This is a genomic window from Mucilaginibacter sp. UYNi724 (genome assembly GCF_054057495.1).
In genome coordinates, this window is record NZ_JBSRZI010000010.1 from 113,641 (window position 1) to 138,529 (window position 24,889).

At 44.2% G+C, this 24,889-nt stretch carries 26 protein-coding genes; 20 read left to right on the forward strand and 6 right to left on the reverse strand.

Annotated features, from left to right (window positions below):
- Positions 1 to 71: 71 nt before the first annotated feature.
- Positions 72 to 545, reverse strand: a complete 474-nt coding sequence (gene greA, locus ACVW0P_RS15265) for a transcription elongation factor GreA (protein WP_354427334.1) — start codon at positions 543 to 545, stop codon at positions 72 to 74.
- Between the two features lie 222 nt (positions 546 to 767).
- Positions 768 to 1,703 carry a 2-hydroxyacid dehydrogenase gene (locus ACVW0P_RS15270; RefSeq protein ID WP_457132856.1) on the reverse strand — a complete coding sequence of 312 codons (936 nt, stop codon included), beginning with the start codon at positions 1,701 to 1,703 and terminating at the stop codon, positions 768 to 770.
- 274 nt (positions 1,704 to 1,977) lie between these two features.
- Between ACVW0P_RS15270 and ACVW0P_RS15275 the strand changes: the two genes are divergently transcribed.
- Positions 1,978 to 2,541, forward strand: coding sequence for a hypothetical protein (locus ACVW0P_RS15275; protein ID WP_457132857.1), 564 nt, complete (start codon positions 1,978 to 1,980; stop codon positions 2,539 to 2,541).
- Here ACVW0P_RS15275 and rsmA read toward each other — a convergent pair.
- Positions 2,538 to 3,323: a 16S rRNA (adenine(1518)-N(6)/adenine(1519)-N(6))-dimethyltransferase RsmA gene (rsmA, locus tag ACVW0P_RS15280; RefSeq protein WP_457132858.1), complete on the reverse strand. Its 786-nt coding sequence runs from the start codon at positions 3,321 to 3,323 to the stop codon at positions 2,538 to 2,540. The two genes, ACVW0P_RS15275 and rsmA, sit on opposite strands and share 4 nt — an antisense overlap.
- Positions 3,324 to 3,538: 215 nt before the next feature.
- Here rsmA and pdxA point away from each other — a divergent pair, with 215 nt between their 5' ends.
- The 5 genes from pdxA to ACVW0P_RS15305 all read left to right on the forward strand — a co-directional run bounded on the left by pdxA (position 3,539) and on the right by ACVW0P_RS15305 (position 7,837).
- The gene (gene pdxA, locus ACVW0P_RS15285; protein WP_457132859.1) at positions 3,539 to 4,594 is read left to right on the forward strand and encodes a 4-hydroxythreonine-4-phosphate dehydrogenase PdxA; all 1,056 of its coding nucleotides are present in this window, start codon (positions 3,539 to 3,541) and stop codon (positions 4,592 to 4,594) included.
- Positions 4,595 to 4,674: 80 nt separating this feature from the next.
- Positions 4,675 to 5,859: a DUF5009 domain-containing protein gene (locus ACVW0P_RS15290; RefSeq protein ID WP_354427326.1), complete on the forward strand. Its 1,185-nt coding sequence runs from the start codon at positions 4,675 to 4,677 to the stop codon at positions 5,857 to 5,859.
- A 197-nt stretch (positions 5,860 to 6,056) separates the two neighbouring features.
- Positions 6,057 to 6,545: a cupin domain-containing protein gene (locus ACVW0P_RS15295; RefSeq protein ID WP_457132860.1), complete on the forward strand. Its 489-nt coding sequence runs from the start codon at positions 6,057 to 6,059 to the stop codon at positions 6,543 to 6,545.
- A gap of 52 nt (positions 6,546 to 6,597) precedes the next feature.
- Positions 6,598 to 6,990: a VOC family protein gene (locus ACVW0P_RS15300; protein ID WP_457132861.1), complete on the forward strand. Its 393-nt coding sequence runs from the start codon at positions 6,598 to 6,600 to the stop codon at positions 6,988 to 6,990.
- Positions 6,991 to 7,057: 67 nt separating this feature from the next.
- The gene (locus tag ACVW0P_RS15305; protein WP_457132862.1) at positions 7,058 to 7,837 is read left to right on the forward strand and encodes a DUF3800 domain-containing protein; all 780 of its coding nucleotides are present in this window, start codon (positions 7,058 to 7,060) and stop codon (positions 7,835 to 7,837) included.
- 161 nt (positions 7,838 to 7,998) lie between these two features.
- On the opposite strand, the gene ACVW0P_RS15310 is transcribed toward ACVW0P_RS15305, so the two are convergent.
- The gene (locus tag ACVW0P_RS15310; protein WP_457132863.1) at positions 7,999 to 8,835 is read right to left on the reverse strand and encodes a DUF5677 domain-containing protein; all 837 of its coding nucleotides are present in this window, start codon (positions 8,833 to 8,835) and stop codon (positions 7,999 to 8,001) included.
- A 100-nt stretch (positions 8,836 to 8,935) separates the two neighbouring features.
- On the opposite strand from ACVW0P_RS15310, the gene ACVW0P_RS15315 reads away from it, so the two are divergent.
- From ACVW0P_RS15315 to ACVW0P_RS15370, 12 genes are all read left to right on the forward strand, one after another.
- Positions 8,936 to 10,273, forward strand: coding sequence for a hypothetical protein (locus ACVW0P_RS15315; RefSeq protein WP_457132864.1), 1,338 nt, complete (start codon positions 8,936 to 8,938; stop codon positions 10,271 to 10,273).
- 642 nt (positions 10,274 to 10,915) lie between these two features.
- The gene (locus ACVW0P_RS15320; RefSeq protein ID WP_457132865.1) at positions 10,916 to 11,437 is read left to right on the forward strand and encodes a YceD family protein; all 522 of its coding nucleotides are present in this window, start codon (positions 10,916 to 10,918) and stop codon (positions 11,435 to 11,437) included.
- 17 nt (positions 11,438 to 11,454) lie between these two features.
- Positions 11,455 to 11,646 (forward strand): 50S ribosomal protein L32, encoded by a 192-nt coding sequence (gene rpmF / locus ACVW0P_RS15325; protein WP_354427311.1) that lies wholly within the window; start codon positions 11,455 to 11,457, stop codon positions 11,644 to 11,646.
- Positions 11,647 to 11,663: 17 nt separating this feature from the next.
- A complete protein-coding gene (gene plsX / locus ACVW0P_RS15330) occupies positions 11,664 to 12,602 on the forward strand; it encodes a phosphate acyltransferase PlsX (RefSeq protein ID WP_457132866.1) in 939 nt (312 codons plus the stop codon).
- 11 nt (positions 12,603 to 12,613) lie between these two features.
- Positions 12,614 to 13,618, forward strand: a complete 1,005-nt coding sequence (locus tag ACVW0P_RS15335) for a beta-ketoacyl-ACP synthase III (protein WP_457132867.1) — start codon at positions 12,614 to 12,616, stop codon at positions 13,616 to 13,618.
- A gap of 166 nt (positions 13,619 to 13,784) precedes the next feature.
- Positions 13,785 to 14,258 (forward strand): acetyl-CoA carboxylase biotin carboxyl carrier protein, encoded by a 474-nt coding sequence (gene accB / locus ACVW0P_RS15340; RefSeq protein ID WP_354427306.1) that lies wholly within the window; start codon positions 13,785 to 13,787, stop codon positions 14,256 to 14,258.
- Between the two features lie 119 nt (positions 14,259 to 14,377).
- Positions 14,378 to 15,712, forward strand: coding sequence for an acetyl-CoA carboxylase biotin carboxylase subunit (gene accC, locus ACVW0P_RS15345; protein ID WP_354427304.1), 1,335 nt, complete (start codon positions 14,378 to 14,380; stop codon positions 15,710 to 15,712).
- Between the two features lie 71 nt (positions 15,713 to 15,783).
- On the forward strand, positions 15,784 to 16,641 hold the full coding sequence (gene tatC / locus ACVW0P_RS15350; RefSeq protein WP_457132868.1) for a twin-arginine translocase subunit TatC: 858 nt from the start codon (positions 15,784 to 15,786) through the stop codon (positions 16,639 to 16,641).
- Between the two features lie 235 nt (positions 16,642 to 16,876).
- The gene (gene rpiB / locus ACVW0P_RS15355) at positions 16,877 to 17,311 is read left to right on the forward strand and encodes a ribose 5-phosphate isomerase B (RefSeq protein WP_457132869.1); all 435 of its coding nucleotides are present in this window, start codon (positions 16,877 to 16,879) and stop codon (positions 17,309 to 17,311) included.
- A 30-nt stretch (positions 17,312 to 17,341) separates the two neighbouring features.
- On the forward strand, positions 17,342 to 18,922 hold the full coding sequence (locus ACVW0P_RS15360) for a M28 family peptidase (protein WP_457132870.1): 1,581 nt from the start codon (positions 17,342 to 17,344) through the stop codon (positions 18,920 to 18,922).
- Positions 18,923 to 19,055: 133 nt separating this feature from the next.
- Positions 19,056 to 20,438, forward strand: coding sequence for a LutB/LldF family L-lactate oxidation iron-sulfur protein (locus ACVW0P_RS15365; protein ID WP_457132871.1), 1,383 nt, complete (start codon positions 19,056 to 19,058; stop codon positions 20,436 to 20,438).
- Positions 20,439 to 20,447: 9 nt separating this feature from the next.
- Positions 20,448 to 20,996, forward strand: coding sequence for a dihydrofolate reductase family protein (locus ACVW0P_RS15370; protein ID WP_457132872.1), 549 nt, complete (start codon positions 20,448 to 20,450; stop codon positions 20,994 to 20,996).
- Between the two features lie 4 nt (positions 20,997 to 21,000).
- On the opposite strand, the gene ACVW0P_RS15375 is transcribed toward ACVW0P_RS15370, so the two are convergent.
- On the reverse strand, positions 21,001 to 21,819 hold the full coding sequence (locus ACVW0P_RS15375) for a DUF4198 domain-containing protein (protein ID WP_457132873.1): 819 nt from the start codon (positions 21,817 to 21,819) through the stop codon (positions 21,001 to 21,003).
- Positions 21,820 to 21,907: 88 nt separating this feature from the next.
- Here ACVW0P_RS15375 and ACVW0P_RS15380 point away from each other — a divergent pair, with 88 nt between their 5' ends.
- Together ACVW0P_RS15380 and ACVW0P_RS15385 are read left to right on the forward strand one after the other, a co-directional pair.
- Entirely contained in the window at positions 21,908 to 23,884 is a 1,977-nt protein-coding gene (locus ACVW0P_RS15380; protein WP_457132874.1) for an alpha-ketoacid dehydrogenase subunit alpha/beta, read from the forward strand.
- Positions 23,885 to 23,897: 13 nt separating this feature from the next.
- Positions 23,898 to 24,152 carry a hypothetical protein gene (locus tag ACVW0P_RS15385; protein WP_457132875.1) on the forward strand — a complete coding sequence of 85 codons (255 nt, stop codon included), beginning with the start codon at positions 23,898 to 23,900 and terminating at the stop codon, positions 24,150 to 24,152.
- An 87-nt stretch (positions 24,153 to 24,239) separates the two neighbouring features.
- On the opposite strand, the gene ACVW0P_RS15390 is transcribed toward ACVW0P_RS15385, so the two are convergent.
- Entirely contained in the window at positions 24,240 to 24,857 is a 618-nt protein-coding gene (locus tag ACVW0P_RS15390) for a SprT-like domain-containing protein (protein WP_457132876.1), read from the reverse strand.
- Between the last annotated feature and the right edge of the window lie 32 nt (positions 24,858 to 24,889).

Here is a 24,889-nt window from a genome sequence, read left to right on the forward strand (position 1 = left end):
ATTAGTGATTTAATGAGTTGGTGAATTAGTGATTTTGAAATTCGCTCAATCACTAATTCACTCATTCGTCATTACCTGGAAATTTCCATTACCTCAAATTCAATAACACCTGCAGGTACGGTTATCTCGGCAACTTCGCCAACAGATTTACCCAACAGGCCTTTTGCAATAGGTGACGTTACCGATATTTTACCGGCTTTCATATCCGCTTCGCTTTCTGATACCAGTTGGTAGCTCATTGTAGCGCCGCTTTTTAAGTTTTTAATTTTTACTATAGATAGCGCCAAAACCTTTGATGAGTCCAGTTTAGATTCATCAAGCAAGCGCGCGTTTGCAAGGGTTTCCTGCATCTGGGAAATTTTACCTTCGTGAAGCCCTTGCGCTTCTTTGGCTGCATCGTATTCGGCGTTCTCAGATAAGTCGCCTTTATCGCGCGCCTCAGCTATTGCAGCACTGATGTTAGCGCGGCCTGTAGTTTTTAAATATTGTAATTCTTCTTTTAATTTTTCTAAACCTTCTTTGGTATAGTATGATACCTCTGCCATAACACAATTATAATTAGTATTTATTATCAGATTACGCCAAAAAAAACCGCCCCCCTACTTTTTCCATAGAAGAGCGTGATGGCCTTAAAAACAAACAAGACTACGTGGGTTACCCTGCATAGTCTTGTTTAGTGTAAAACGAAGATAATATAATTAAGTTTAAATATCCAAATTTTTTTGTTGCACAAATTGAACTGATCTTGACTATTCACCTCCCGATAGCTATTGGGACAACCCAAGCTTAGAAAGCTTGGCGGCCATCACTTCGCTTATTTTGCGGTAGCTTTCAAACGTCCAACCTGCAACGTGGGGGCTAAGTAACAGCTTGCCGCTTTGGCGCAGTTCATCAAACCATTTTTGCTGGCCCAGCGCCGGGAATTTTTCTACCTCCAGCACATCCAACCCGGCAGCTATAATTTTGCCTTGTTTAATGGCATTAAGCACCGCTTGTGTTTTTACAACCTTGCCGCGGGCCGTGTTGATCAAGAAAATAGGCTTTTTAAAATGGAACAGGTATTCATCATCCACCAATCCATCGGTTTCTTTAGTTAGCGGAATATGCAGGCTCAGCACATCGCTGGTGCGTACAATCTCTTCCATGCTTACCTCGCGGGCGTATTGGTCGCTAAAGCCCGTTTTATATTTATCGTAAGCAATAACCAATACCCCAAAGCCCGACAGCCTTTTGGCAAAGCTGCTGCCCATGTGGCCATAACCAATAATGCCAACGGTTTTGCCTTTAAGCTCGTGCCCGCGGTTTTCCTCGCGCAGCCATTTGCCGTTACGGATCTCGGCATCGCCACGGTTAATGTTATTCATTAAAGATAGCAGCATCCCCATAGCATGCTCGCCCACGGCATCCATGTTGCCTTCGGGCGCATTGATCAGTTCTATGCCTTTGTCGATTGCGTAATCTTCATCAATATTATCCATACCGGCACCGGCGCGGCAAATAAAGCGTAGGTTTTTAGCCTCGTCTATAAAAGCCTTATCCACCTGGAACTTGGAGCGGATAGCCAATCCATCATAATCATTAATAATAGCGAAGGCTTCTTCCAACTTCATATCTGGTTGGTAATTTACGGTGTAGCCAAAACTTTGGGCTTGCTCCATAAAGGCGGGGTGCAGGTCATCAACTATAAGGATGTGATTTTTCAAGGATATAAATGTTTGATGGCAAAATTAACAAAAAGCAAGTCATTAGTTTAGGTTTACGATATATGTGTTTTAAGCGTGACGATTACTCACTCTGTCGTTGCTTCGCTCGACACCTCTCTCCGCTTTGCGGAAAGAGGGAATTTCATTTTCATCGCCTCTTTGCGTTGCAGAGAAAGTCGACCAGCGAAGCGTTCCCGATAGCTATCGGGACGGGGTGAGTAAAATCTTAAACCCGGCTTTAAAACTGGCACGTAAATAGCATGTACAATGCCATATGATGTACCCATTTAAAAATACCCGTAGCGATATAAAGCAATATATAGATAGACTATCTCATGATGGCTTTAAACAGATCTTTGAAAAAATAGACCAGGTCAGTATCAAAAAAAGTGTCGACAAAATGGGGCTTGATAAATTTATTAACCAATGCGCCTACATCGCGGCCGGTAGCGGGGCCATTGCCGGTAGCGGTGGCATCATGACCATGCTGGTAGGTATGCCGGTAGATTTTGTGAACCTGATAACCCAGCAGTTTAGGGTTACCATGGCAATAATGTATTATGCTAAGGGTAGTTACAGGATAGACTTTAACGAATTTATGCAACTGGTGGCAACCTCTTTTAAAATTGAAGCAGGTGTAGCCGTTACCAAAACCATGCTGGAAGGCATCGCCGAAAAATTGTTATTTGCCTTCGGCGTACGTGCAGCAGAGCGCTTAGTGCCTGTTGTTGGCGCCGTAATTGGCGGCACAGCAAATTATATGTTTATTAAACGAATGGCTCAAAAGGTTAAAGAATTAAACCGGGTAGATAAACGAGTGGTTGTTCCGGTGGTTTAGAGTTGCCTGTTTTCCGCAATCTCATTTGTCAACTTCACAAAATCGGAAACACTCAGGCGCTCGGCGCGCAGGTTGAGGGTTTTGTTGTCTACCATCTTTTCTTTATTTATTAAAGACGACACGGCATTGCGCAGGGTTTTACGGCGCTGGTTAAAGCCTGCCTTTACAACTTGCCAAAATAGTTTCTCGTCGCAACCCAAGTCGGCAGTTTCGTTACGGGTTAAGCGGATAACTGCCGATAGCACCTTTGGGGGTGGATTAAACACCCCTGCCTTTACTGTAAACAGATATTCTACCTTGTAATAGGCTTGCAGGAACACACTCAGGATCCCATACTCTTTACTACCGGGCTTTGATGCGCAACGCTCTGCAACTTCCTTTTGGAACATACCTACCACTTCGTGCACCTGCTCGCGGTGATCCAGGATCTTGAAAAGGATCTGCGAAGAGATATTGTACGGAAAGTTACCTATCACCGCCATTTGGCTTTCAAACTTTGCTTTAAAGTCTAATTCCAAAAAATCATCGTTTATCAAACGCTCGCCTAAAGCGGGGTATTTTTTTTTCAGGAAGATGTATGATTCGGTATCGATATCGATCAGGAACGTTTCGTAATCAGGTTTTTGAAGCAAAAAATCGGACAGGATACCCATGCCCGGGCCAACTTCTAATACTTGTTTGTATTTGCCTTCGGGGCGCAGGCTATCCACAATTTTTGAGGCAATATTTTTATCAGTAAGAAAGTGTTGCCCCAGATGTTTTTTCGCCCTTACTAATGTCATTATCCGTTTTTATTTGAGCAAATTACGGCATATTTGTGCTTTAATCAGAAATTATAAACTTTAAATCTTTTTATTTGCATGGCGGGCGGTGAGCTAAAAGCTTAAGCACAAAGCAAATTACAAAATAAGCGATCGTTTTTTGAGCTTTCCAAATCGATGAATCAATCGATGCCATCTGTGAAATTCAATAAAATAATCGATGAAATCATAAAATCATGAGCGAAAAACCTAAAATAGGAATAAGTATTGGTGATGTTAACGGGATAGGGCTCGAAATTATCCTGAAAACCCTATCAGATGCTAAAATATACGAGTACTGCACACCCATTGTTTACGGGCATACCAAGGTCGCGTCGTTCCACCGCCGCGCTACGGAATTAGGAGAATTCAACTTTAATGTGATAGATCAGCCTGCCGATGCGCAGCACCGCAAACCCAACATGATCAACTGCTGGGAAGAGGATGTAAAGATAGAGCCGGGCCAGATAACTGCGGAGGGTGGCAAATATGCCTACCTATCACTGCAACGCGCTACCGACGACCTGCTTGCCGGCAATATAGACGGCCTGGTAACTGCGCCCATCAACAAAGACAATATCCAGAACGAAGACTTTAGCTTTCCCGGCCATACCGAATACCTACAGCATCGCGATAGCAAACCCGAATCATTAATGTTTTTGGTGAGTGATTCCCTGCGTGTTGGGGTAGTGACCGGCCACATCCCGGTTTCAAAAATTTCGGAAAGCCTTACTACAGATAAGATCATCCAAAAGTTGAAACTAATGAACGCCAGCTTGCAAGACGATTTCTGGATCCGCAAGCCAAAAATTGCAGTACTGGGCCTAAACCCCCACGCCAGCGACAATGGTTTGATAGGCAGCGAAGAGCAAGATGTAATTATCCCGGCGATAGAAGAAGCCCGTAACAATGACGTACTTGCTTTTGGCCCATACCCTGCCGACGGCTTTTTCGCCAATGGTACCTACCTGCAATTTGATGCCGTATTGGCTATGTACCACGACCAGGGTCTTATCCCGTTCAAGCAAATAGCATTTGAATCGGGCGTGAATTATACCGCTGGGTTAAGCTTTGTGCGCACCTCGCCAGACCACGGCACGGCTTACGATATCGCGGGTAAAAACATGGCATCAGAGATCTCGTTCCGCGAGGCTTTGTTTACGGCACTGCATATTATAAAGCGTCGTAAGGAAACCATCGAACTAAATGAAAACCCGCTTGTGTTTGCTAAATTAAGCCGTGACAGGGATTAAATAAGTCATTCGGAGATACTGTTTTAAATTAATTGCCGTTAGATTAAAACATTTATCTCTAAAAATCATTTCCCTGTTTAATGAGTAATTTAATTAACCGCATCAGGTCAATTGATGCGTTTCGTGCGGTTACCATGTTCCTGATGATCTTTGTAAATGATCTGGATGGCGTGCCAAATACCCCCGAGTGGCTCAAACATGCTGGTATAAATGCCGATGCTTTAGGACTTGCCGATACTATTTTCCCCGCCTTCTTATTTATAGTAGGCTTATCTATACCGCACGCCTTTAAAAAGCGCCTTTATAACGAAGATGCCAAGCTGCCCCTGCGCATCATTACCCGGTCATTCGCGCTGATATTTATTGGGTTTTTCCATGCCAATATGGAAACCTATAACGAGGCTACCACTGTTTTACCCAAGCCGGTTTGGGATAGCCTGGCCACCTTTAGTTTCTTCTTCATCTTTTTAGATTACAGCAAAACCACGTCAAAATTAAAGCAATACCTTTTCCAGGGATTTGGCGTGGCGTTGCTGATAGCGGTTTGTATCGTGTACAAAAGTACCGACCCTGCCCAACCGTGGCTGCACCTTACCTGGTGGGGCATATTGGGGCTCATAGGCTGGTCTTACCTGGTGTGCGCGTTTATTTACTACTACAGCAATGGGGTGCTATGGGTGCAGGCCGCGGCCTGGATCTTCTTCATGTTCTTCAATATCGATTTTCACTTTGGGATGCTTAACTTTTTAAGCCCCGTGCAAAAATACATGTGGATAGCCGGCAACGGCGCAATGCAGGCCTTTACCATGGCCGGGGTATTTGTATCGGTGCTGTATATGCGCCTAAACCAAAATAAAGAGATAAAAATGCTATGGGTAGCCATGCTGCTGATGGCTGTGATACTATTCAACCTGGGCTTTATAGTACGTTATTTTAGCGGGGGTATTTCTAAGGCGCGCGACACCCCTTCGTGGGTGTTGATATGCACGGGAATAAGCCTGGTAGTGTACGCCTTCTTTATCTTTTTGGTTGATGTGAAGCACAAGTTCCATTATTTTAAGGCGATAGAACCCGCGGGCACCAACACCTTTACCTGTTACCTGCTGCCATTTTTGTTTTACCCGCTATACCAGATGACCAACCTTGGTTATCCCGAATACTTTGACCAGGGCACCGGTGGACTGATCAAGTGTGTGCTATTCTCGTTTTTAATGGTATGGCTAACCGGCCTGCTGCAAAAGATAAACGTGAGGCTGAAGATCTAACCGTGTTCACGTTCACGGCCGTGAACGCCCGTGAACATTTTGAAAATACTGATTATCAGCGTTTTAAAATATTAGAAATTTACAGATTGATAAAAACGCCCCCGAAACTCCTTTAAAACAGCCGGGAAAGATGCTTGCGGCTTTACCCGACTGAAATATTTTATACCTTGCCAACCGTTTTTCAATAACCGCATAATATGCCCGCCAACGCCCAATACTGGATAGATCATTTAAACCTGCAACCGCACCCCGAAGGTGGTTACTATAAAGAAGTATTCCGCTCTGTAAATGAGGTGAGCAGGGTTGGCTCGGCCGACTTGAAGCAGGCGTGCACCTCCATCTATTACCTGCTGGAGGGCCGGGACTTTTCCGGCTTCCACCGCCTCGCGTCCGACGAACTTTGGTATTTCCACAAGGGCACGCCACTGCACATCCACGTTTTAGAAACCGACGGCACGCACCGCACCATCCAACTTAGCGACGACGATACCGGCAGCCTGCAAGCCGTTATAGCACCCAACACCTGGTTCGCTGCCGAGATCCCCACGGCCACAGGCTTTGCCCTAATGAGCTGCGCCGTTGCCCCGGGCTTCGACTTTGCCGAATTCGAGATGGCGAAGAAGGACGAGCTGCTGGCGGCATACCCGCAGCACCAAGAGTTACTGGGGAGGTTGTGCAGGGAGTAAGCCCGAAAGCGGGTACAATTATTGCGCTTACTTTATAACCAATCACAAATACATGAAAGCGAAAAAGATCTGGGCAAACTTTAGTGTTAATGATGCCGCCCGTACCAGTCAATTTTACACACAACTAGGCTTTAAGGCCAACAATACCAACAACTACCCCAAATTGGCAAGCTTCGCGTTTGGCGAAGACGGTTTTGTGATCCACTTTTTTGAACAAGGCTCACAGATAAACGATTTTTTGACCGTTGGCGCTACCAACGAGATCATATTTACGCTCTCTGCCGAAAGCGAACAGGAAGTAAAAGAATGGGAAGATAATGTAAAAGTCGCGGGTGGCAGCATTTTCCAACAAGCAGGCAGGGATAAAAGCGGCTACTACGGCTGCGGCTTCGCAGACCCCGACGGCCACAAGTTTAACATATTGTTGATAGAAGACGGAATGTGAGAAGCATCCTTGTCTTATTTGTTAGATTTGATAGAATAATTTATTTCCAATTAAAGAGTTATCCATTATGGGAAATTTTTACATTGATGATAGTGTACACGATGATGCCGGATTCGTTCTGTGTGTCTGCGTCTACGCTCCGTCAGAATTGGAGCCGGTAATTGCTGAATTGATGAAAACTTGCGGACTTGATCCAGATGAATTTGAATATAAAAGCTCTGCAAACTTTTCAAAGCAACCGGAACTAATAGAGTTTAGATCAAAGCTAAAAGGGATCGTTCAACAAAGTTGTCATTATGGGGTTGTTGTACTTCCCCGATATAAAAGGGACAAAGCAGGACAGGAATGTTTATTGGCAATAAAACAGTTTATCACGGCGAATTCACAAATTGAACCACCTCTTTCTATCTTTATGGATCAAGGTTTGTTCCTTTCGGAAAAAGCGGCTAATACGTTATTCGATGAACTAAAAATCAATGATACCAAATTTTTCGCCGAACAAGATTCAAAGCAAATCAGGGGAATACAAGTGGCTGACCTAGTTGCGCACATGGCTTCTATTCAGCTCAAATCAGCCATGGGACTGATCAATAAAATGGTAAAAGCAGGTGAAAATTCAGGTTACGATCCCGAGGAAGAAATGGAACTTAGTTTTGAAATGTTTGGAACATTAAGATATTCTATTTTTAATAAAGGGAATGATAAGCCGCCGACTGGGGATCAATTTATTGATGCCGTGATGACCGTTGGCAAAGCGGGACTTTTCATTTCTGAATACTGTTCTGCGGATCTAGCTAATTCGGCTCAGGGTACTTTTGGTACGATTTATCTGGGATGTATACACTAATTTACGGAGGAGGATAGATTTATTGGTTTATTCTATTCAATGCATATCAAACAAGTACATCTAATTTGATTAGGTATTTGAGACCCAAAAGTAAAAAAGTCAACACTATGCTGAATTGAAAGCTTTACTTCGAAAAAGTGGCTTGCAACCTTTCGTAAGTTTTACAAATTTTGCGTATAAATATGGTGCTCCTCTTTAATAATTTTCAATTTATCTGGGTCGAGTACAGTTGTACAATCAGGGAACAACTGGATGCTATCTATGGTTGCTGCTAGCAGGTATTTGGTAACAAAATCAAGTGCCGTTTCAACATATTGTACTTCAGCTGAATTTCTCTTACCCGTACCCCGCTCATCGGTGGTGGATTGGGTAGCAAACGGCATAGAATGAATGTGGTTTGAAAAGAAGCGGTAGAGGGGCCTGAATTCTTCAGTTTTAAAGGCAATTTTATCCATGATTTCTTGGTTGGAGAAGTATTTCGCTTCTCTTCCGTTCAGAATGTTTTTTCGCCTGGCAGGTTCAATATATTTGTTGAATGCGACATCAATTATTAGCTTTTCTTTATCTAAGGCAAGATTTTTGTCGAAATCTTCCATCATATGAGCATCTGCTGTTTTGAAATCCTTATACAACTTATACTTCTCATTATTCATATGATAGCGAAGTAGCAATATTCTCAATTCCCGTTCATCTAGAGGAATAATGTTTATTGCTACATACCAGAAGATGATATAGCTTTCAACAATGTTGCGAGAAAGTGAGTGTATCGAAAACAAATCCCAAAACTCGTACTCAGCAGGAAAATGTCTGTTGTTTGGCATTAATCGGATGAAAGATAAAATGGATACCGTCATTCTGATGAACAATTGATTAGCCCGGACCAAATGCCAGGGTACATTTTTCTTTCCGCCACAGGCATTGGTAACGTCTATGGCAAAATCATGGTAGTTTTCCAGTTTGATCAGTTTTTCACTATAGCTTGTAAGGTCTATTTGCATGGCTTTTTTATTTAATCGTAACTGCCGTTGCTCGGCATTTCAAAATGATGAGATAAAATGTTTAGGTTAGATTTTAAATATCTAATACGTGACGCAATCTATGTATAAAGAACATTATTTATTTGAAGACTTGCCTGATTCAACAGTAATCTGGAAATACCTGGATTTTGATAAGTTTTTGTCGCTGCTAGTTACCCGATCGCTTTATTTCTGCCGGTCTGATAAGTTTGAAGATCCTTATGAAGGAACTTTGACGCCAGAAACGATGCAACAATTACGGGAAACCATAAATAGTTTTGGTTTTAATAATTCTGAAGAAATGTTCCAGCAAATGTTGATGCTGCTCAATACTTCCCGGAAAATGACTCTGGTAAACTGCTGGCACATAAACGAGTTTGAATCGGATGGTATGTGGAAGCTCTATAGCAAATTCAAGAACTCGATTGCGATACAAACCACGGTCGGTAAACTCAAAAGGGCATTTGATAGAGTTGTCCAGGACGTCTTTATTGGGAGAGTCAAGTATATTGATTTCGATAAAACATTCATTGAGGGATTTACGATGTTGGGGCCTTTTATTTATAAGAGGCAGAGTTTCGCTCACGAACAGGAATTAAGAGCGGTAGTATGGGAGACAGGCACTAAAAGTATAAGTGAAATTTTCCGCGAAGAAAAGGAGGAGGAACAGACAATTCCCATTCAGTTTGTCGATCATGGCAAAACACTATCGGTCGCGATAGATCAATTGGTGGAGAAGGTCTATCTTTCTCCTCTAAGTGAGGCTTGGTTTATTAGTTTGGTTGCCGATATTATTTCCAAATATGGTTATGATTTTCAAATGGTGACTTCCTCGCTACTATCTATCCCGGAGTACCTTGAAAAAAAACACGTAGACAAGCCAGTTATTGATACTGTTAACTTGCCTGTTCAGGTGCTGAAAGCATTTATTGAAAAGGATAGCTTTAGGCTTCAACGTGAAGAAGATGATCGATTGCGAACAATAAGCTTACAAACAGAGTCCATTAGAAATAAGTTGCGGCTCATAGAAGCCAGGATCAATGAAATCGCTGTGAATTCGAAAACTGAACGAATGACTGGAGCGGCTGCCATTGCTGAGATCGGGAAGCGATTTGCGGCAGATGAAAGTATAAATTATGATTTGCTATTGTCTCCTGAAACCAATTTGTTTATGCTTGTCGGCAATTTTCAGACATTGATGATTGAAATAACGACCTCCATAATACCTCAACGGGAAAAGGATATTTTATTCGCTACGACCTGTTTCTTGTTCACAGAAAAATGTATGGCAGGTCTTTCAGTTATTGCTTTTAGAATTGCTAATGAGGCGCAAATTGAGGCGGCTTATGCTGAAGCGCTTAAAGCTTTTTGCTTAACTATTTTTAAGATGATCAACGAAATTGATGAAAGAAAAATTTGATTCGGTGGGTTGTGATTTTGCGATAGGATATCAGCATGAAAAGATTTCATAGAAGAAATAGATTGGTGGGTAATGACATAATCAGGCGCGCCACATTTTATCCGGGCGGGTTCGTTAGTTACTGCAACCCCGGTAGCAATGGTTTCTAATAGCGTTTGCAAATATCCGCGGTAAGTGTGCTCGGTAGCGTTACCTAATTTAAAGCCTGCCTGTAGTCGTTCGATATATTGAGAAATGGTCATGAACAAGGTTTATATTGAAGATGCAAGATAGCAGAATTACAGGTTATAGATGTGGCTTTTCCCTTGCGTTAGGGATTGCAACGTTTACCGCCCTCGCGCCTAAGGCCTGCAGGCGTATAAGCGTAAAGCCCGGGCCGCAAGTAACGCCATAATATTACACACTAACACACCCCCAACCCCCCTCAAGAGGCGAATTTAACCACAATACACCCGCACTTCACGCCCCACTCCCCGCACCAATCCACCCGCTCCCCGCTCCATAATCCCCTTCCAATCCACCCGCTCCCCGCACCACAATCCCCGCTCCATTCTCCCCCTGTTAATAACCCTAAAACCAATTAAAAAAAACACTTTCCGGGTATCGAAATTTTACCTACATTTGCGGGCTAATTGTTGCTCATTGAAATCGCTAAAGACATATTCAATACCTTTTACCGGCCTTAAGCTGGGCAAGCATTATTTTGAATACGAAATAAACGATGCCTTTTTTGCAGAGTTTGAGTATTCGCTGGTTAAAAAAGCCAACTTGTTTTGCAAGCTGGAACTGGACAAGCAGGAAACAATGCTGATCCTTAACTTTGACATCACCGGTACGGTTAACGCCACCTGCGACAGGTGCCTGGCCGATTACCTGCAACCCGTGGATATCCACGAGCAGCAGATTGCCCGCTTTACCGAAGAGGAAATGGGCGAAGACGACGAGATAATTACCCTCGGCAAAAACGATCATGAGATTGACGTTGCCGGGCTGATATATGAATATGTTAACGTAGGCCTGCCGTTTATTGCACTTTGCAGCAACCAGGGCGACGGGAAACAATGTGACGAGGAAATGCTGGCAAATTTAGATAAGCTTGCCGCTAATGATGAACAAACCGAGAGCACCGACCCGAGATGGGAAGCTCTTAAAAAATTAAAATAATATAATAACAAAAAGTTATGGCACACCCAAAACGGAAAATTTCAAAATCAAGAAGAGATAAACGCAGAACGCACTACAAAGCAGTATTGCCTACTTTAACTACTTGCCAAACTACCGGTGCGGTACACATCCCTCACCGCGCTTACACTGTTGATGGTAATGTTTACTTCAACGGCAAAATCCTTATCGAGAAGGCAGTAGCAGCTTAAGTTTAAATTTTCTGAAAATGAAGATTGGCTTAGATATTATGGGCGGTGATTACGCCCCCAAGGCAGCAGTTTTAGGGGCAATTGAAGCTTATAAAGTTTTAACTGCCGGGCAAAAGCTTGTGCTTATTGGCGACAAGGAAGTAGCCCTCGGTATTCTTCAGGAAAATAATTTTAGCCCCGATAACTTCGAATTTGTACACACAACCGAAGTTATTGGCATGGGCGAACACCCTACAAAGGCCATTGTACAGAAACCCGATAGCAGCATTGCCATTGGTTTTAAGTTGTTGAAGGAGGGTGACATACAGGCGTTCTCATCGGCAGGTAATACCGGTGCTATGTTGGTGGGCAGTATGTTCAGCGTAAAAACCATCCCCGGTGTTTTGCGGCCGGCCATGACAACCATTGTACCCAAACTTAAAGGCGGTTTGGGTATTATTTTGGATGTTGGTGCCAATGCAGATTGCAAGCCAGATATGCTTGTGCAGTTTGGTGTTTTAGGCAGCCTGCTTGCCGAAAGCATTTACGGCATCCCTAACCCGCGTGTAGCGCTGATGAATATTGGCGAAGAAGAGGAAAAAGGCAATATGCTGTCGCTGGCTACGTATCCTTTAATGAAAGATACCAAACTGTTTAACTTTGTTGGTAATATTGAAGGGCGCGACCTTTTTGAAGACAATAACGATGTTGTTGTTTGCGACGGTTTTACAGGCAACGTGATCCTTAAACTTGCCGAATCTTTTTATGTTATTACCCTTAAAAAAAGATTAAAAGACGAATTTTTTGACCGCTTTAACTACGAGCAATACGGCGGGAGCCCTATACTTGGTGTTAATGCCCCTGTTGTTGTAGGCCATGGCATATCAAGCCCCGAGGCTATCAAGAACATGGTGCTGTTGTCGAGAAATATGATCGAGACCAATCTTATAGACAAAATTAAACTGGCTTTTCAGTAAAAAAATATAGAATGAGCAAAATTCATGCTGCTATTACCGCTGTAAATGGTTACGTACCCGAGTACATCTTAACCAATCAGGAGCTGGAGACAATGGTAGATACCAACGATGAATGGATAATGAGTCGTACCGGGATCAAAGAGCGCAGGATATTAAAAGGTGAAGGCCTTGGCACATCAGATATGGCCGTACCGGCTGTAGAAGGCCTGCTTAAAAAGCGTGGCATCAGCGCCGAGGCGATAGACCTGATCATTTTTTGCACCACCACCCCCGATCTTCCTTTCCCTGCTACGGCAAACATTCTTGCACATAAAATTGGCGCTAAAAATGCCTGGGGGTACGATCTGCAGGCGGCTTGCTCTGGCTTTTTGTTCGGTTTGGCTACCGGGTCGCAGTTTATAGAGAGCGGCAAGCATACTAAAGTATTGGTAGTGGGTGGCGATAAAATGTCGTCGATAATCAACTATGAAGACCGCGCTACCTGTATCATATTTGGCGACGGCTGCGGTTGCGCATTGCTTGAGCCCAATACCGAAGGTTACGGCATTATGGATTCGGTACTTAAAAGCGACGGCGCGGGTTCGCACCTGTTGTTCCAAAAGTCGGGTGGTTCGGTTAGCCCTGCATCGCATGAAACTGTCGCGAACAAAGAACATTATGCATACCAGGAAGGCCAGGCGGTATTTAAATTTGCCGTTACCAACATGGCCGAAGTTGCCGCCGAAGTAATGGACCGCAACAACCTTACCGCCGATGATATTGCATGGCTGGTACCACACCAGGCCAACAAACGCATTATTGATGCTACCGCAAACCGAACCGGCATCACGTCTGATAAGGTTATTGTAAACATACAGCGTTACGGCAACACCACAAACGGCACAATTCCGCTATGTTTGTGGGAGTGGGAAGACAAATTCAAAAAAGGGGATAACCTTATTTTAGCTGCCTTTGGCGGCGGGTTTACCTGGGGCTCTATTTATTTGAAATGGGCTTACGATAAAAAAGAAGCTTAATTGAGCTGTATAGATTTTAAATGTGCAGATATGCAGATTTTTAATTAAAACATCTTAAAATTGTACGTGTTAAACAACTAATTCATTTTAAATCATCTGCATCTTTGCACATCTGCACATTTGCATATTTATAAATACTTTTATCCAAGACCAATTATCGCTTATTATGGATATTAAACAGATTCAGGATCTAATACGCTTTGTCTCAAAATCGGGCGTGAACGAAGTATCGATCGAGCAGGAAAATTTTAAGATCACCATAAAAACCAACGAAGCACCTACTTATGTAAACGCTTCTGTACCGGTAGCACAGCCACTTGCTGCGGCCGCCGCGCCACAACCAAGCCTGCCTGCTGCAGCACCGGCTGCCGAAGCTGCACCGGTTGCCGATACCTCCAACCTGATCACCGTAAGGTCGCCAATGATTGGTACCTTCTACCGTTCATCATCACCGGATAAACCATTGTTTGTTAACGTAGGCGATGAAATAAACACCGGCAGCATCCTTTGCATCATCGAAGCGATGAAATTATTTAACGAGATCGAATCTGAAGTATCAGGCCGTATTGTTAAGATCCTGGTTGATAACGCATCACCGGTAGAATACGACCAGCCTTTATTTTTAGTAGAACCTAAGTAAATTTGAAAATTGATTAATTTGAAGATTTGATAATGTCAGCTTCAAATTAATGAGCTTTATACTTTGAAGATTAAAGAAATTTTCAAATAAACACATTTTCAAATTTTCAAATTAGAATCATGTTTAAAAAAATATTAATAGCTAACCGAGGTGAAATTGCCCTGCGAATTATTCGCACCTGTAAAGAGATGGGCATCAAAACCATAGCTGTATACTCCACCGCCGATCGTGATAGCCTGCATGTGCGTTTTGCAGATGAGGCTGTTTGTATTGGCCCCCCTGCAAGCCGCGACTCTTACCTTAATATCCCCAACATTATCTCGGCTGCCGAATTAACAAATGCTGACGCGATACACCCGGGATATGGCTTTTTATCCGAGAACGCAAAGTTCTCTGCCATTTGTGCCGAGTACGGGATCAAATTTATTGGTGCCACTGCAGACCAGATCAACCGCATGGGCGATAAAGCTTCTGCCAAAGAAACCATGAAAAAAGCCGGCGTACCCATTGTACCGGGCTCCGAAGGTTTATTGGATAGTGTTAAACAAGGCATTGTAATAGCCAATAAAATAGGTTACCCCATTATACTTAAAGCAACTGCCGGTGGTGGTGGCCGCGGTATGCGTATTGTTTGGAAAGACGAAGAGTTTGAGAACGCCTGGGATAGCGCACGTGCCGAATCTGGTGCAGCCTTTGGTAACGATGGCTTATACCTGGAGAAATACGTACAGGACCCACGGCACATAGAGATACAGGTAGTTGGCGATCAGTACGGTAAAGTTTGCCACCTGTCCGAACGTGATTGTTCTATACAGCGCCGCCACCAGAAACTGGTAGAAGAAGCACCATCACCTTTTATGACAGATAAGCTGCGTAAGAAAATGGGCGAGGCTGCTATTAAAGGCGCAAAAGCCGTTAAATATGAAGGTGCCGGTACGGTAGAGTTTTTGGTTGATAAAGACCGCAACTTCTACTTTATGGAAATGAACACCCGGATCCAGGTAGAGCACCCGGTTACTGAAGAGGTGATCAACTTCGACCTGATAAAAGAACAAATTAAAGTTGCAGCAGGTATCCCTATATCGGGCAAAAACTACGAGCCAACAATGCACGCCATTGAATGCCGTATCAATGCCGAAGATCCTGCAAACAACTTCCGCCCTTCACCGGGTAAAATAACAAACTTCCATTCGCCGGGTGGCCATGGTGTACGTGTGGATACGCATGTTTACAGTGGTTATGTTATCCCGCCAAATTACGATTCGATGATAGCCAAGGTGATCTGTATGGCCCAAACCCGCGATGAGGCTTTGGCAACCATGGAGCGTGCGCTAAGCGAATTTGTTATAGAGGGGGTTAAAACTACTATACCTTTCCATTTAAAATTACTGCAGGACCCTAACTTCCGCGCGGGTAATTTCACCACCAAATTCATGGAAACGTTCGAATATTAATATTTATACAATCTTAACGGGTTAATACAACGTAATTAGGTTTCCGGCGTTAATAGTGCTGAAATAAGGTAATGAGCGATAACAAACTGATACAAGCAATAAAAGAAAAAGGCCAGACCATGGAGGCCGAAATGTCGTTCTTTGATCACCTCGAGGCCCTTCGCTGGCACCTGGTGCGCGCGGCAATAGCTATCGTTGTCCTTACCTGTGGTGCGTTTTATTTTTACGATTTCATCTTCGATACTGTTATCATGGGCCCCAGTAAGCCAAGTTTTTGGACTTATAGGATGCTTTGTAAATTGGGCGATTATTTGCACCGCGACGGCTTTTGTATTACAAAGATCAACATCAGCCTGCTTAATACAGAAATGGCCGGGCAGTTTACGCTGCAGATCAACTCGGCCCTGCTTATTGGCATAACCCTGGGCTTCCCTTATTTACTTTGGGAGATCTGGCGCTTTATCAGGCCGGCCCTTCACGATAAAGAACGCAAAGCAGCAAGTGGCTTTGTTATTTATGCTACTTTCCTGTTTATTATTGGCGTGCTGTTCGGCTATTATGTAATTACGCCCGAGTCAATAAACTTTCTTGCGGGCTATACCGTTAGTAGTCAGATAGAAAATAAGTTTTCTATCGACTCATACCTATCATCTGTCGCAACTCTAACGTTAGCAACAGGTATTGTGTTCGAACTGCCTATATTGGTGTATGTGCTATCATCATTAGGCATCCTTACCGCCAAATTTATGCGCGAAACAAGGCGTTATGCGGTTGTAGTGATTCTGATTATCGCAGCAGTGGTTACCCCAACGCCGGATATGATGACCATGACGGTTGTAAGTATCCCGCTGTTTATTCTTTACGAGGTGGGCATCCTGGTATCTGCCATGGTAGAAAAACGTAAAAGGGCACGCGAAGCAGCGCTATAATTTCTTAAGATAATATCGAATGATGAATATTCTATTTTGAACACCGAAATAGGATATTCATCATTCCCTTTTTAAATCCGGTACGCCTTTTATTTCTGTCTGACAAAATTTCAAGTGATCAGCACTCTTCCATCTTCGAAATTCAAAATTCTTTATTCGATATTGCTTCTGCTCCTCCTCAATTCTAACAAAATCTTTACCTTCGGCAACACAATTAAATTTTAAATTTGAGCTGATGAAAAAAGGGTTAACGATAGCTATTGGTGCCGACCACGCTGGTTTTGATTACAAACAAGCCATCATGGATATGTTTGATGATATCACATTTAAAGATTTTGGCACCTATTCTACAGAATCTGCTGATTACCCCGATTTTGCCCACCTGGTTGCCACTGCTGTTGAAAAAGGCGAGGCCGACTTTGGTTTCCTGCTGTGTGGCAGCGCCAACGGCGTAGCCATGACGGCTAATAAACACCAGGGCATCCGCGCGGCATTGTGCTGGAAACCCGAAGTTGCCATCCCCGCCCGTACCCACAATGATGCTAACGTACTTTGTATCCCCGCCCGCCATGTTACAATCGACGAGGCTAAACAAATAATTGAGATCTTTTTAACGGAAGAATTTGAAGGCGGGCGCCATGCCACCCGCGTTAATAAAATTGGCTGCTAACTAATAAACTGACCCCATTACCAAAAACAAATGAAGAAACTATCACTATGGATCACAGGGATCGCCTTTTCGGCAACCGCCTGTGCCCAGCAAAACCCTACCGCGCTTAAGTACGGTAACATCATTAATGCAACCGATGCCAAAAAGCACCTAAGCATCCTGGCATCAGACGAGTTTGAAGGCCGCGAAACCGGCAAACCCGGTGCCGAAAAAGCCGCGAACTACATTGCTGCCGAATTTAAAAGATTAGGCCTGCAGGCGCCTGTGAAAGGTTCATACTTTTTAGATGTGCCTTTAACCGAGAATACGGTTAACGTTAGCCCTTTAACTATAAATGGACAAGCTTTTGGTAACTGGAAAGATTTTGTTTACCAGGGATCTACCGATGCGAATGTAAACGCCGCCGAGATCGTATTTGTTGGTTTTGGTACTGCTGATGAACTTGTGGGTGTTGATATCACCGGTAAAGTTGTGCTTTGGATAAATGAAGACAAACCGGAAGCGGGTAAAACACCAAATACAAGCTACCGCATGACAGAAGGCCGCAGGGCGCTTGTAAAAGCAATGCAAGACAAAAAACCGTTATTAATATTAGCGGCTAACGAAGGTGTTGCAACTGTACTTGCACGTTTTAAAGGGGTAAACCCAAGCGGCGGTGGCCAGATATCAATTAAGAAAGACGGTGCTGAGGCAACTAAAAACACTGCAGCCCCATTGTTTATTGTAAACGGCCCTCTTGCTGATGCTGCTTTAAAAGCAAGCGGTAAAACATTTGCCGAACTTAAAGAAGCTGCTAAAACCGCAAAACAAACACAAACTTTAAAAGCTACTGCCGGCGTCACTATCAGCGCTACCGCTAAAGATGTTAAGGCTGTTGACGTTTTAGGTTTTTTACCGGGCAACGACCCTATGCTTAAAAGTGAAGTATTGGTATTCTCTGCACATTACGATCACATCGGCTTAAACCCCGATCCAAACGCTAAGGATAAAGTAAACAACGGTGCTGATGATGATGGATCCGGTACTACAGGTATCTTAGAAATTGCACGTGCGTTCTCTAAAGCACAAAAAGATGGTAAAGGCCCCCGCCGCAGCGTACTGTTCTTAGGTAACGTTGGCGAAGAAAAAGGCCTTTTAGGTTCGGAGTGGTACACAGATCACCCGATATATCCGTTGGCTAACACCATTGCCGATCTAAACATTGATATGATAGGCCGCGTTGGTGAAGAGTATATTGGCAAACCAGATTCTGCTAACTATGTGTACTCTATCGGTTCGGCTATGCTAAGCACCGACTTGCATAACATTGGCGAGGCTGCTAATAACAACTACACCAAAATGAAATTGGATTACAAGTACGATGATGCCAACGATCCTAACCGTTTCTACTATCGTTCAGATCATTATAACTTTGCTAAATACGGTGTCCCAATCATATTTTACTTTAACGGTGTACATGCCGACTACCACGGCCTTGGCGACGAAGTGAGCAAAATCAATTTCCCGCTATTGGTTAAACGTGCGCAGCTTGCATTTTACACCGGCTGGGAATTAGCTAACCGCGATGCCCGCCCTGTTGTTGATAAAAAACCGGCTACCCCGGCAAAATAATATCGTACTGTTACAAACAATAAAAGCGGCCCATAAAGCCGCTTTTATTGTTTGTATAATATAATTGCGGGGGTTAAAACACTATTTTAACACAATATTAAAACTCTTGATCGCTTTGTTTACTTTCGTATAAATGGGAAACACCGCCGAAGATTTTTTGGTAGCCTCGCAAGAAAAGGCGTTTGAGCCGGGACACCGTGCCATTATCAATAAAAGTATTGATAAGTACGATGCCGCGTTTGATAAGGGCTTATCGCGGATGATAAACCTTGATAACACAAAAAAGAAAGCACATACCATTAAGTGGAAAGTGATGGAGAACCTGGACAAATTTTTGCCCGAGTTTGAATCCAATTTCTTGAAACGTGGCGGCAAAGTGATCTGGGCAAACGATGCCGAAGAGGCCAACCGCGAGATCCTGAACATCATTCAAAAAGCAGGGGCTAAAACCGTCATCAAATCAAAATCGATGGCTACCGAGGAGATCCTCCTCAACGAGTTTTTGGAGAAGAACAACATCGAATCGTTAGAGAGCGACCTAGGCGAATACATTATCCAGCTCTTGGGCCAAAAACCCTATCATATGGTTACCCCGGCCATGCACCTCTCTTTAGCAGACATAGCCAAACTGTTTAACGAAAAGTTTGGTACCCCGCTGGATATTACCGCCGAGCAACTTACCCAAAAAGCCCGCGAACTAATGCGGGAAAAATATTTGCAAGCCGATGTAGGTATTACCGGTGCCAATTTTATCATTGCCGATACAGGCAGCATCGCCATTACCGAAAACGAGGGCAATGCAAGGTTAACCACCAGTTTCCCCAAAATTCATATAGCGGTTGTTGGTATTGAAAAAGTGATACCATCCATAACAGACCTGGATGTGTTTTGGCCGATGCTATCTACCCACGGCACGGGTCAAAACCTAACCGTTTACAATACCATACTTAGCGGCCCCCGCCAACCAAACGAAACCGACGGCCCCGAAGAAATGTATGTGGTATTGCTTGATAACGGCCGCACCAACTTGCTTGCCCAAAAAGAGCAACGCCAGGCTTTATATTGCATCCGCTGTGGTGCATGCCTTAACGTATGCCCGGTTTTCCAGAATATTGGCGGTCATACTTACGACACTACTTATGGCGGCCCCATAGGCTCCATCATAACCCCGCACATGCGCGGCATGCAGGAGTTTAAACATCTCAGCTATGCATCTACCCTGTGCGGCAAATGTACCGAGGTTTGCCCGGTAAAGATCGACATACATAAAATGCTGCTGCTTAACCGCCGCGATGCGGTGAAAGAAGGGCTTGTTGCCACCAAAGAAAAATGGGGCTGGAACATCTGGACAAAAGGCATGCTGAAACGTAGCCTTACCGATTTTTTTGGCGGCAAAACCAAGAACCGTTTGATGCGCATGTTCTTCAAAAAACCATGGGGCAACCAACGCGAAATGCCCCAGGTAGCTCAAAAATCATTTAGCCAGCAATGGCAGGACGGGCACCGCCCCGAATAACTTCCCCTTATGCGTAAAGTAATTTTAAACCTGGCCATGAGCCTTGATGGTTTTATTGAAGGCCCCAATGGCGAATACGACTGGTGCCTTACCGACCAGGATTATGGTATGGAAGAGTTTTTTAGCCATACCGATGCCGTGTTTATCGGCCGCAAAAGCTTTGAGATTATCCGTGCGGATGCAGGGATGTTCCCGGTAAAAGAGATCTACGCGTTCTCTGACACGATTGAGCCCCGGCCCGGCGAAACATTTAAAGTTATCCCGTCTGCTAATTACTGTAGGGCTGTTGAGGATATTGTAAATGAAGATGGCGGCGATATCTGGCTGTTTGGTGGTGCCGAGCTGGTGTCTGCCTTTATGAATAAACGGCTGGTGAGCGAAGTGATCCTATCTATCCACCCCGTAATATTAGGCGGAGGCAAACCACTGTTTAAAGGTATTGAAAGCCGCGTAGGCCTTAGCTTCATCAACCAAAAAGCATACGATACCGGCCTGCTGCAGGTCCGCTACGAACTAATGCCCTGGTTTGACCCGGAGAAGCTTCAGTTTTTAGGATAACTAATTAGTGCTTATCCCCAAACCCAAACTCTTTATAAGTATTAGGCGCATCGTTACGGTTGCTGAACGAGAAGGTGTAGCTGGCAACCCACGATTCATAATCCGCTTCTTTACCTTTAGATGCCTCAAACTTGGTAGCCCTTAACAGGTAGATCCCTTCGCGGCTAACGCTAAAGTAAACTTTGCCGGCTGCATCGCTCGCCAGTTTTTGCGGGTACACATTGCCCGATTCTGTTTTAATGTAAAGCATCACCTGCCCGGTAAAGGGCTTGCCTTTAAAGTTTACCAGCGCGGTAATATCATCACCATAATTTAGCTTGTACGGGTTCTTTTTCAGGATGATCTCAAAATCATCATTCAACACCTTTTCGTAAGCGTTACCACTCGGATCATCAACGGTAATAAGCGTTTTTAGGTAGCGGTTATATTTTTCAGTAAAGTTTAAGGCGTTGCTGTTTTTAAGCTTATCGGCAATTTCATCATACCCTTGTTCTGTAAGGTACGGCAGGAAATCTTCGCGGGGTATCTCGTTCAACTCGTTGCTGTTCATCTGTACCAGTACCAGGCCGCTGTTTTGGATGCCATAATTCAATATTGGCGTCGCGTCATTCTTGGTAAGGGGCGCCAGGTCTGTTTTTTTGGACCCTTCGTAGATCATAAACTTGGTTGTCTGCTTGGCAGTGTATGGCACTTCGCGTTCTTTCACCAGGTTTTCGCCTGATAATAAATGCAGATTAAACTTATCGCCTTTGTGCAGGTAAAAGTTTTCGGGCATCAAAAAATGATCTGGTATAAAAGATACCAAACCTAAAAACGCAAACATTACAAGGAATTTGACGTACAAGTGCTTCATAGCGAAAAGATGGATTGCTCAAACATACAAAGTTTTAAAAACTTCTTAGCTTTACCGGATGACATTTGACCGGAAAAAGATAGATAACGATGGTTTGATAACGTTTTATAAGAAACTGTTATTGCCTCGCCTGGTCGAAGAGAAGATGTTAATTCTGCTGAGGCAGGGCCGTATTGGCAAATGGTTCTCGGGCATAGGTCAGGAAGCCATATCCGTAGGCAGCACCATGGCGTTAAATCCCGAAGAATATATCCTGCCTATGCACCGCAACCTGGGTGTATTTACTACCCGCAATATCCCAATTTCGCGCTTAATGGCCCAGTGGCAGGGTAAAGCATCCGGCTTTACAAACGGCCGCGACCGCTCCTTCCATTTCGGCACGCAAGAGTTTAAGATCATCGGCATGATATCGCACCTTGGCCCGCAACTGGCCCTTGCAGATGGTATCGCCCTTGCAGATAAATTAAAGAACAATAAAAAAGTTACCCTGGTGTATACCGGCGAAGGTGCCACCAGCGAAGGTGATTTCCACGAGGCGCTAAATATTGCCGCCGTTTGGGACTTGCCAGTTATATTTTTGGTAGAAAATAATGGCTACGGCCTAAGCACCCCTACAAACGAGCAATACCGTTGTGCATCCATAGTAGACAAAGCTATTGGCTACGGTATGGAAGGCCGCAAAATTGATGGCAATAATGTACTGGGAGTTTACCACACCATAAGCGAACTTGCCGCAGAGATGCGCGAGAAGCCAAGGCCGGTACTCATAGAGTGTATTACCTTCAGGATGCGCGGGCACGAGGAGGCATCGGGCACCAAATACGTACCGCAGGAGTTATTTGACGAGTGGAAGCAGAAAGACCCGTTGGATAATTTTGAGAAATACCTGCTTGATGAAGGTGTGCTGCGCCCGGAGTGGGTGCCTTATTTGAAAAAAGAGTTTACAACGCTGATCGATGCCGAAGTTGAAAAGGTTTTCAGCGAACCCGATATAATACCGCACGTACAAACCGAAGAGCAGGCGATGTACCGCATGTTCAATCCTCAGCAGCATTTGGTATCTGAAGTTAGCACCAACAAGCGCTATATTGATGCCATAAGCGATGGCCTGCGCCAAAGTATGCGCATGCATCAAAATATGGTGATAATGGGCCAGGATATTGCAGAATATGGCGGTGCATTCAAAATTACGCAGGGGTTTTTAGAAGAATTTGGTAAAGAACGCGTACGCAATACGCCCATTTGCGAATCGGGCATTGTGGGTACGGCGATGGGGTTGGCCATCAATGGCTATAAATCTACTGTGGAGATGCAGTTTGCCGATTTTGTTACCTGCGGCTTTAATCAGATCATAAACAACCTTGCCAAAACGTATTACCGCTGGGGCCAAACGGTTGATGTAGTGATCCGTATGCCGGCAGGTGGTGGCAGCGGCGCGGGCCCATTCCACTCGCAAACTAACGAGGCCTGGTTCACCAAAACACCGGGGTTAAAAGTGGTTTACCCTGCCTTCCCGGACGATGCAAAGGGTTTACTGATGTCGGCGATAGACGATCCTAACCCGGTTATTTATTTCGAACATAAAAACCTGTACCGCAGCATGAGTGGCAACGTGCCCGATGATGATTATTATGTAGAAATTGGGAAGGCCCGAATAGTACGCGAAGGCACAAAAGCCAGCATTATCACCTTTGGTATAGGTGTGCACTGGGCCATTGAATACGCCGATAATCACCCCGACCGATCCATCGAGATCCTTGATCTGCGCAGCCTGCAGCCATGGGATAAAGATGCGGTTATCAAAACGGTAAAGAAAACATCCAAAGTGCTGGTATTGCATGAAGATACCCTCACCAGTGGCTTTGGCGGCGAAATTGCGGCCTACATAGGCGAGCATTGCTTTAAGCACCTGGATGCGCCCGTGATGCGTTGTGCCAGTCTGGATACCGCCATTCCTATGAACAAAGCCCTCGAAGACCAGTTTATGGCCAAAGCAAGGCTGGAAGAGGTGATGGATACTTTGTTGAAATTTTAGGTACCTTAGTATTATGCTAACGTTAGAAGAAATATACGCGCAAGATCCTACTCAAAAAGTTATTGATGAGGGTGCAGGATGGGGTGCAGAACAAATGTTAAAAGCAGGTGTCCCAATATTCTATCGTGATGAACAATATCCCGAAACGATGGAGGGCAATTTGTTTGTGAAGGAATATACCAGCGGGGCAAAATTTATCGTAAAGAAAGAGTTAACACACGACTTGCGTTTATTGGAAGAAACCATCAGGCCTTTAAACGCTTTATAATGCCATCAGTTGTTCAGACCTTGCTTTCGAAACTACATTTTCCGGCAACTCAGAAATTAGGGATGTAAAATTGGCTAAGGACTTGTTTTAATTTCCCTCCTCCATCACCTCCACCTCAGCTACAGGGCTAAACAAATAAACCTTGCGCGTGCTTATCTCTACACATTTATATCGTTTGCGCAGTTTCTCTTCCTTGCGGAACACGCGGCCGTCCTTAAGCTTAAATATGGCCTTTAACGGCAGTTTCTCTACCGTGTGGATAGATTCTTTTGGCGGGTCGTATTTGCGCAGGGAGCGGTACAGCGTAAGGTCTGAACAGCTGGACGCCGCGGGGTTGTTAAGATAACTGGTTATCGCCTGCTTTACATCCGGCGGGAACACATCTTTCTCGAAGAAAGGCTGCATCATTTTTTTAAAGTTATTCTTCCACTCGGTGCCGTGTGGCTTGGCTTTTTGCTTATGCTCGTTCCAGGTATGCAGGTGTGCAAACTCGTGTACGGTGGTTACCAGAAAAGCGTAGGGGTTAAGGTCGAAGTTAACGGATATGCGGTGGCCTTTGCCATCATAGGGCGCGCGATAGTCGCCAAACTTGGTGCCCCGATTGCGCGAAATCTTAAATTCACATTTAAAGTAATCTATCCAGCGGCCAATAAGCGGGGCGGCATGCGGCGGAAGATACTGTTCTAATACTTTTACTTTATCCAATTTTTACCTCTGTATCAAAGATAAGGGTTTAG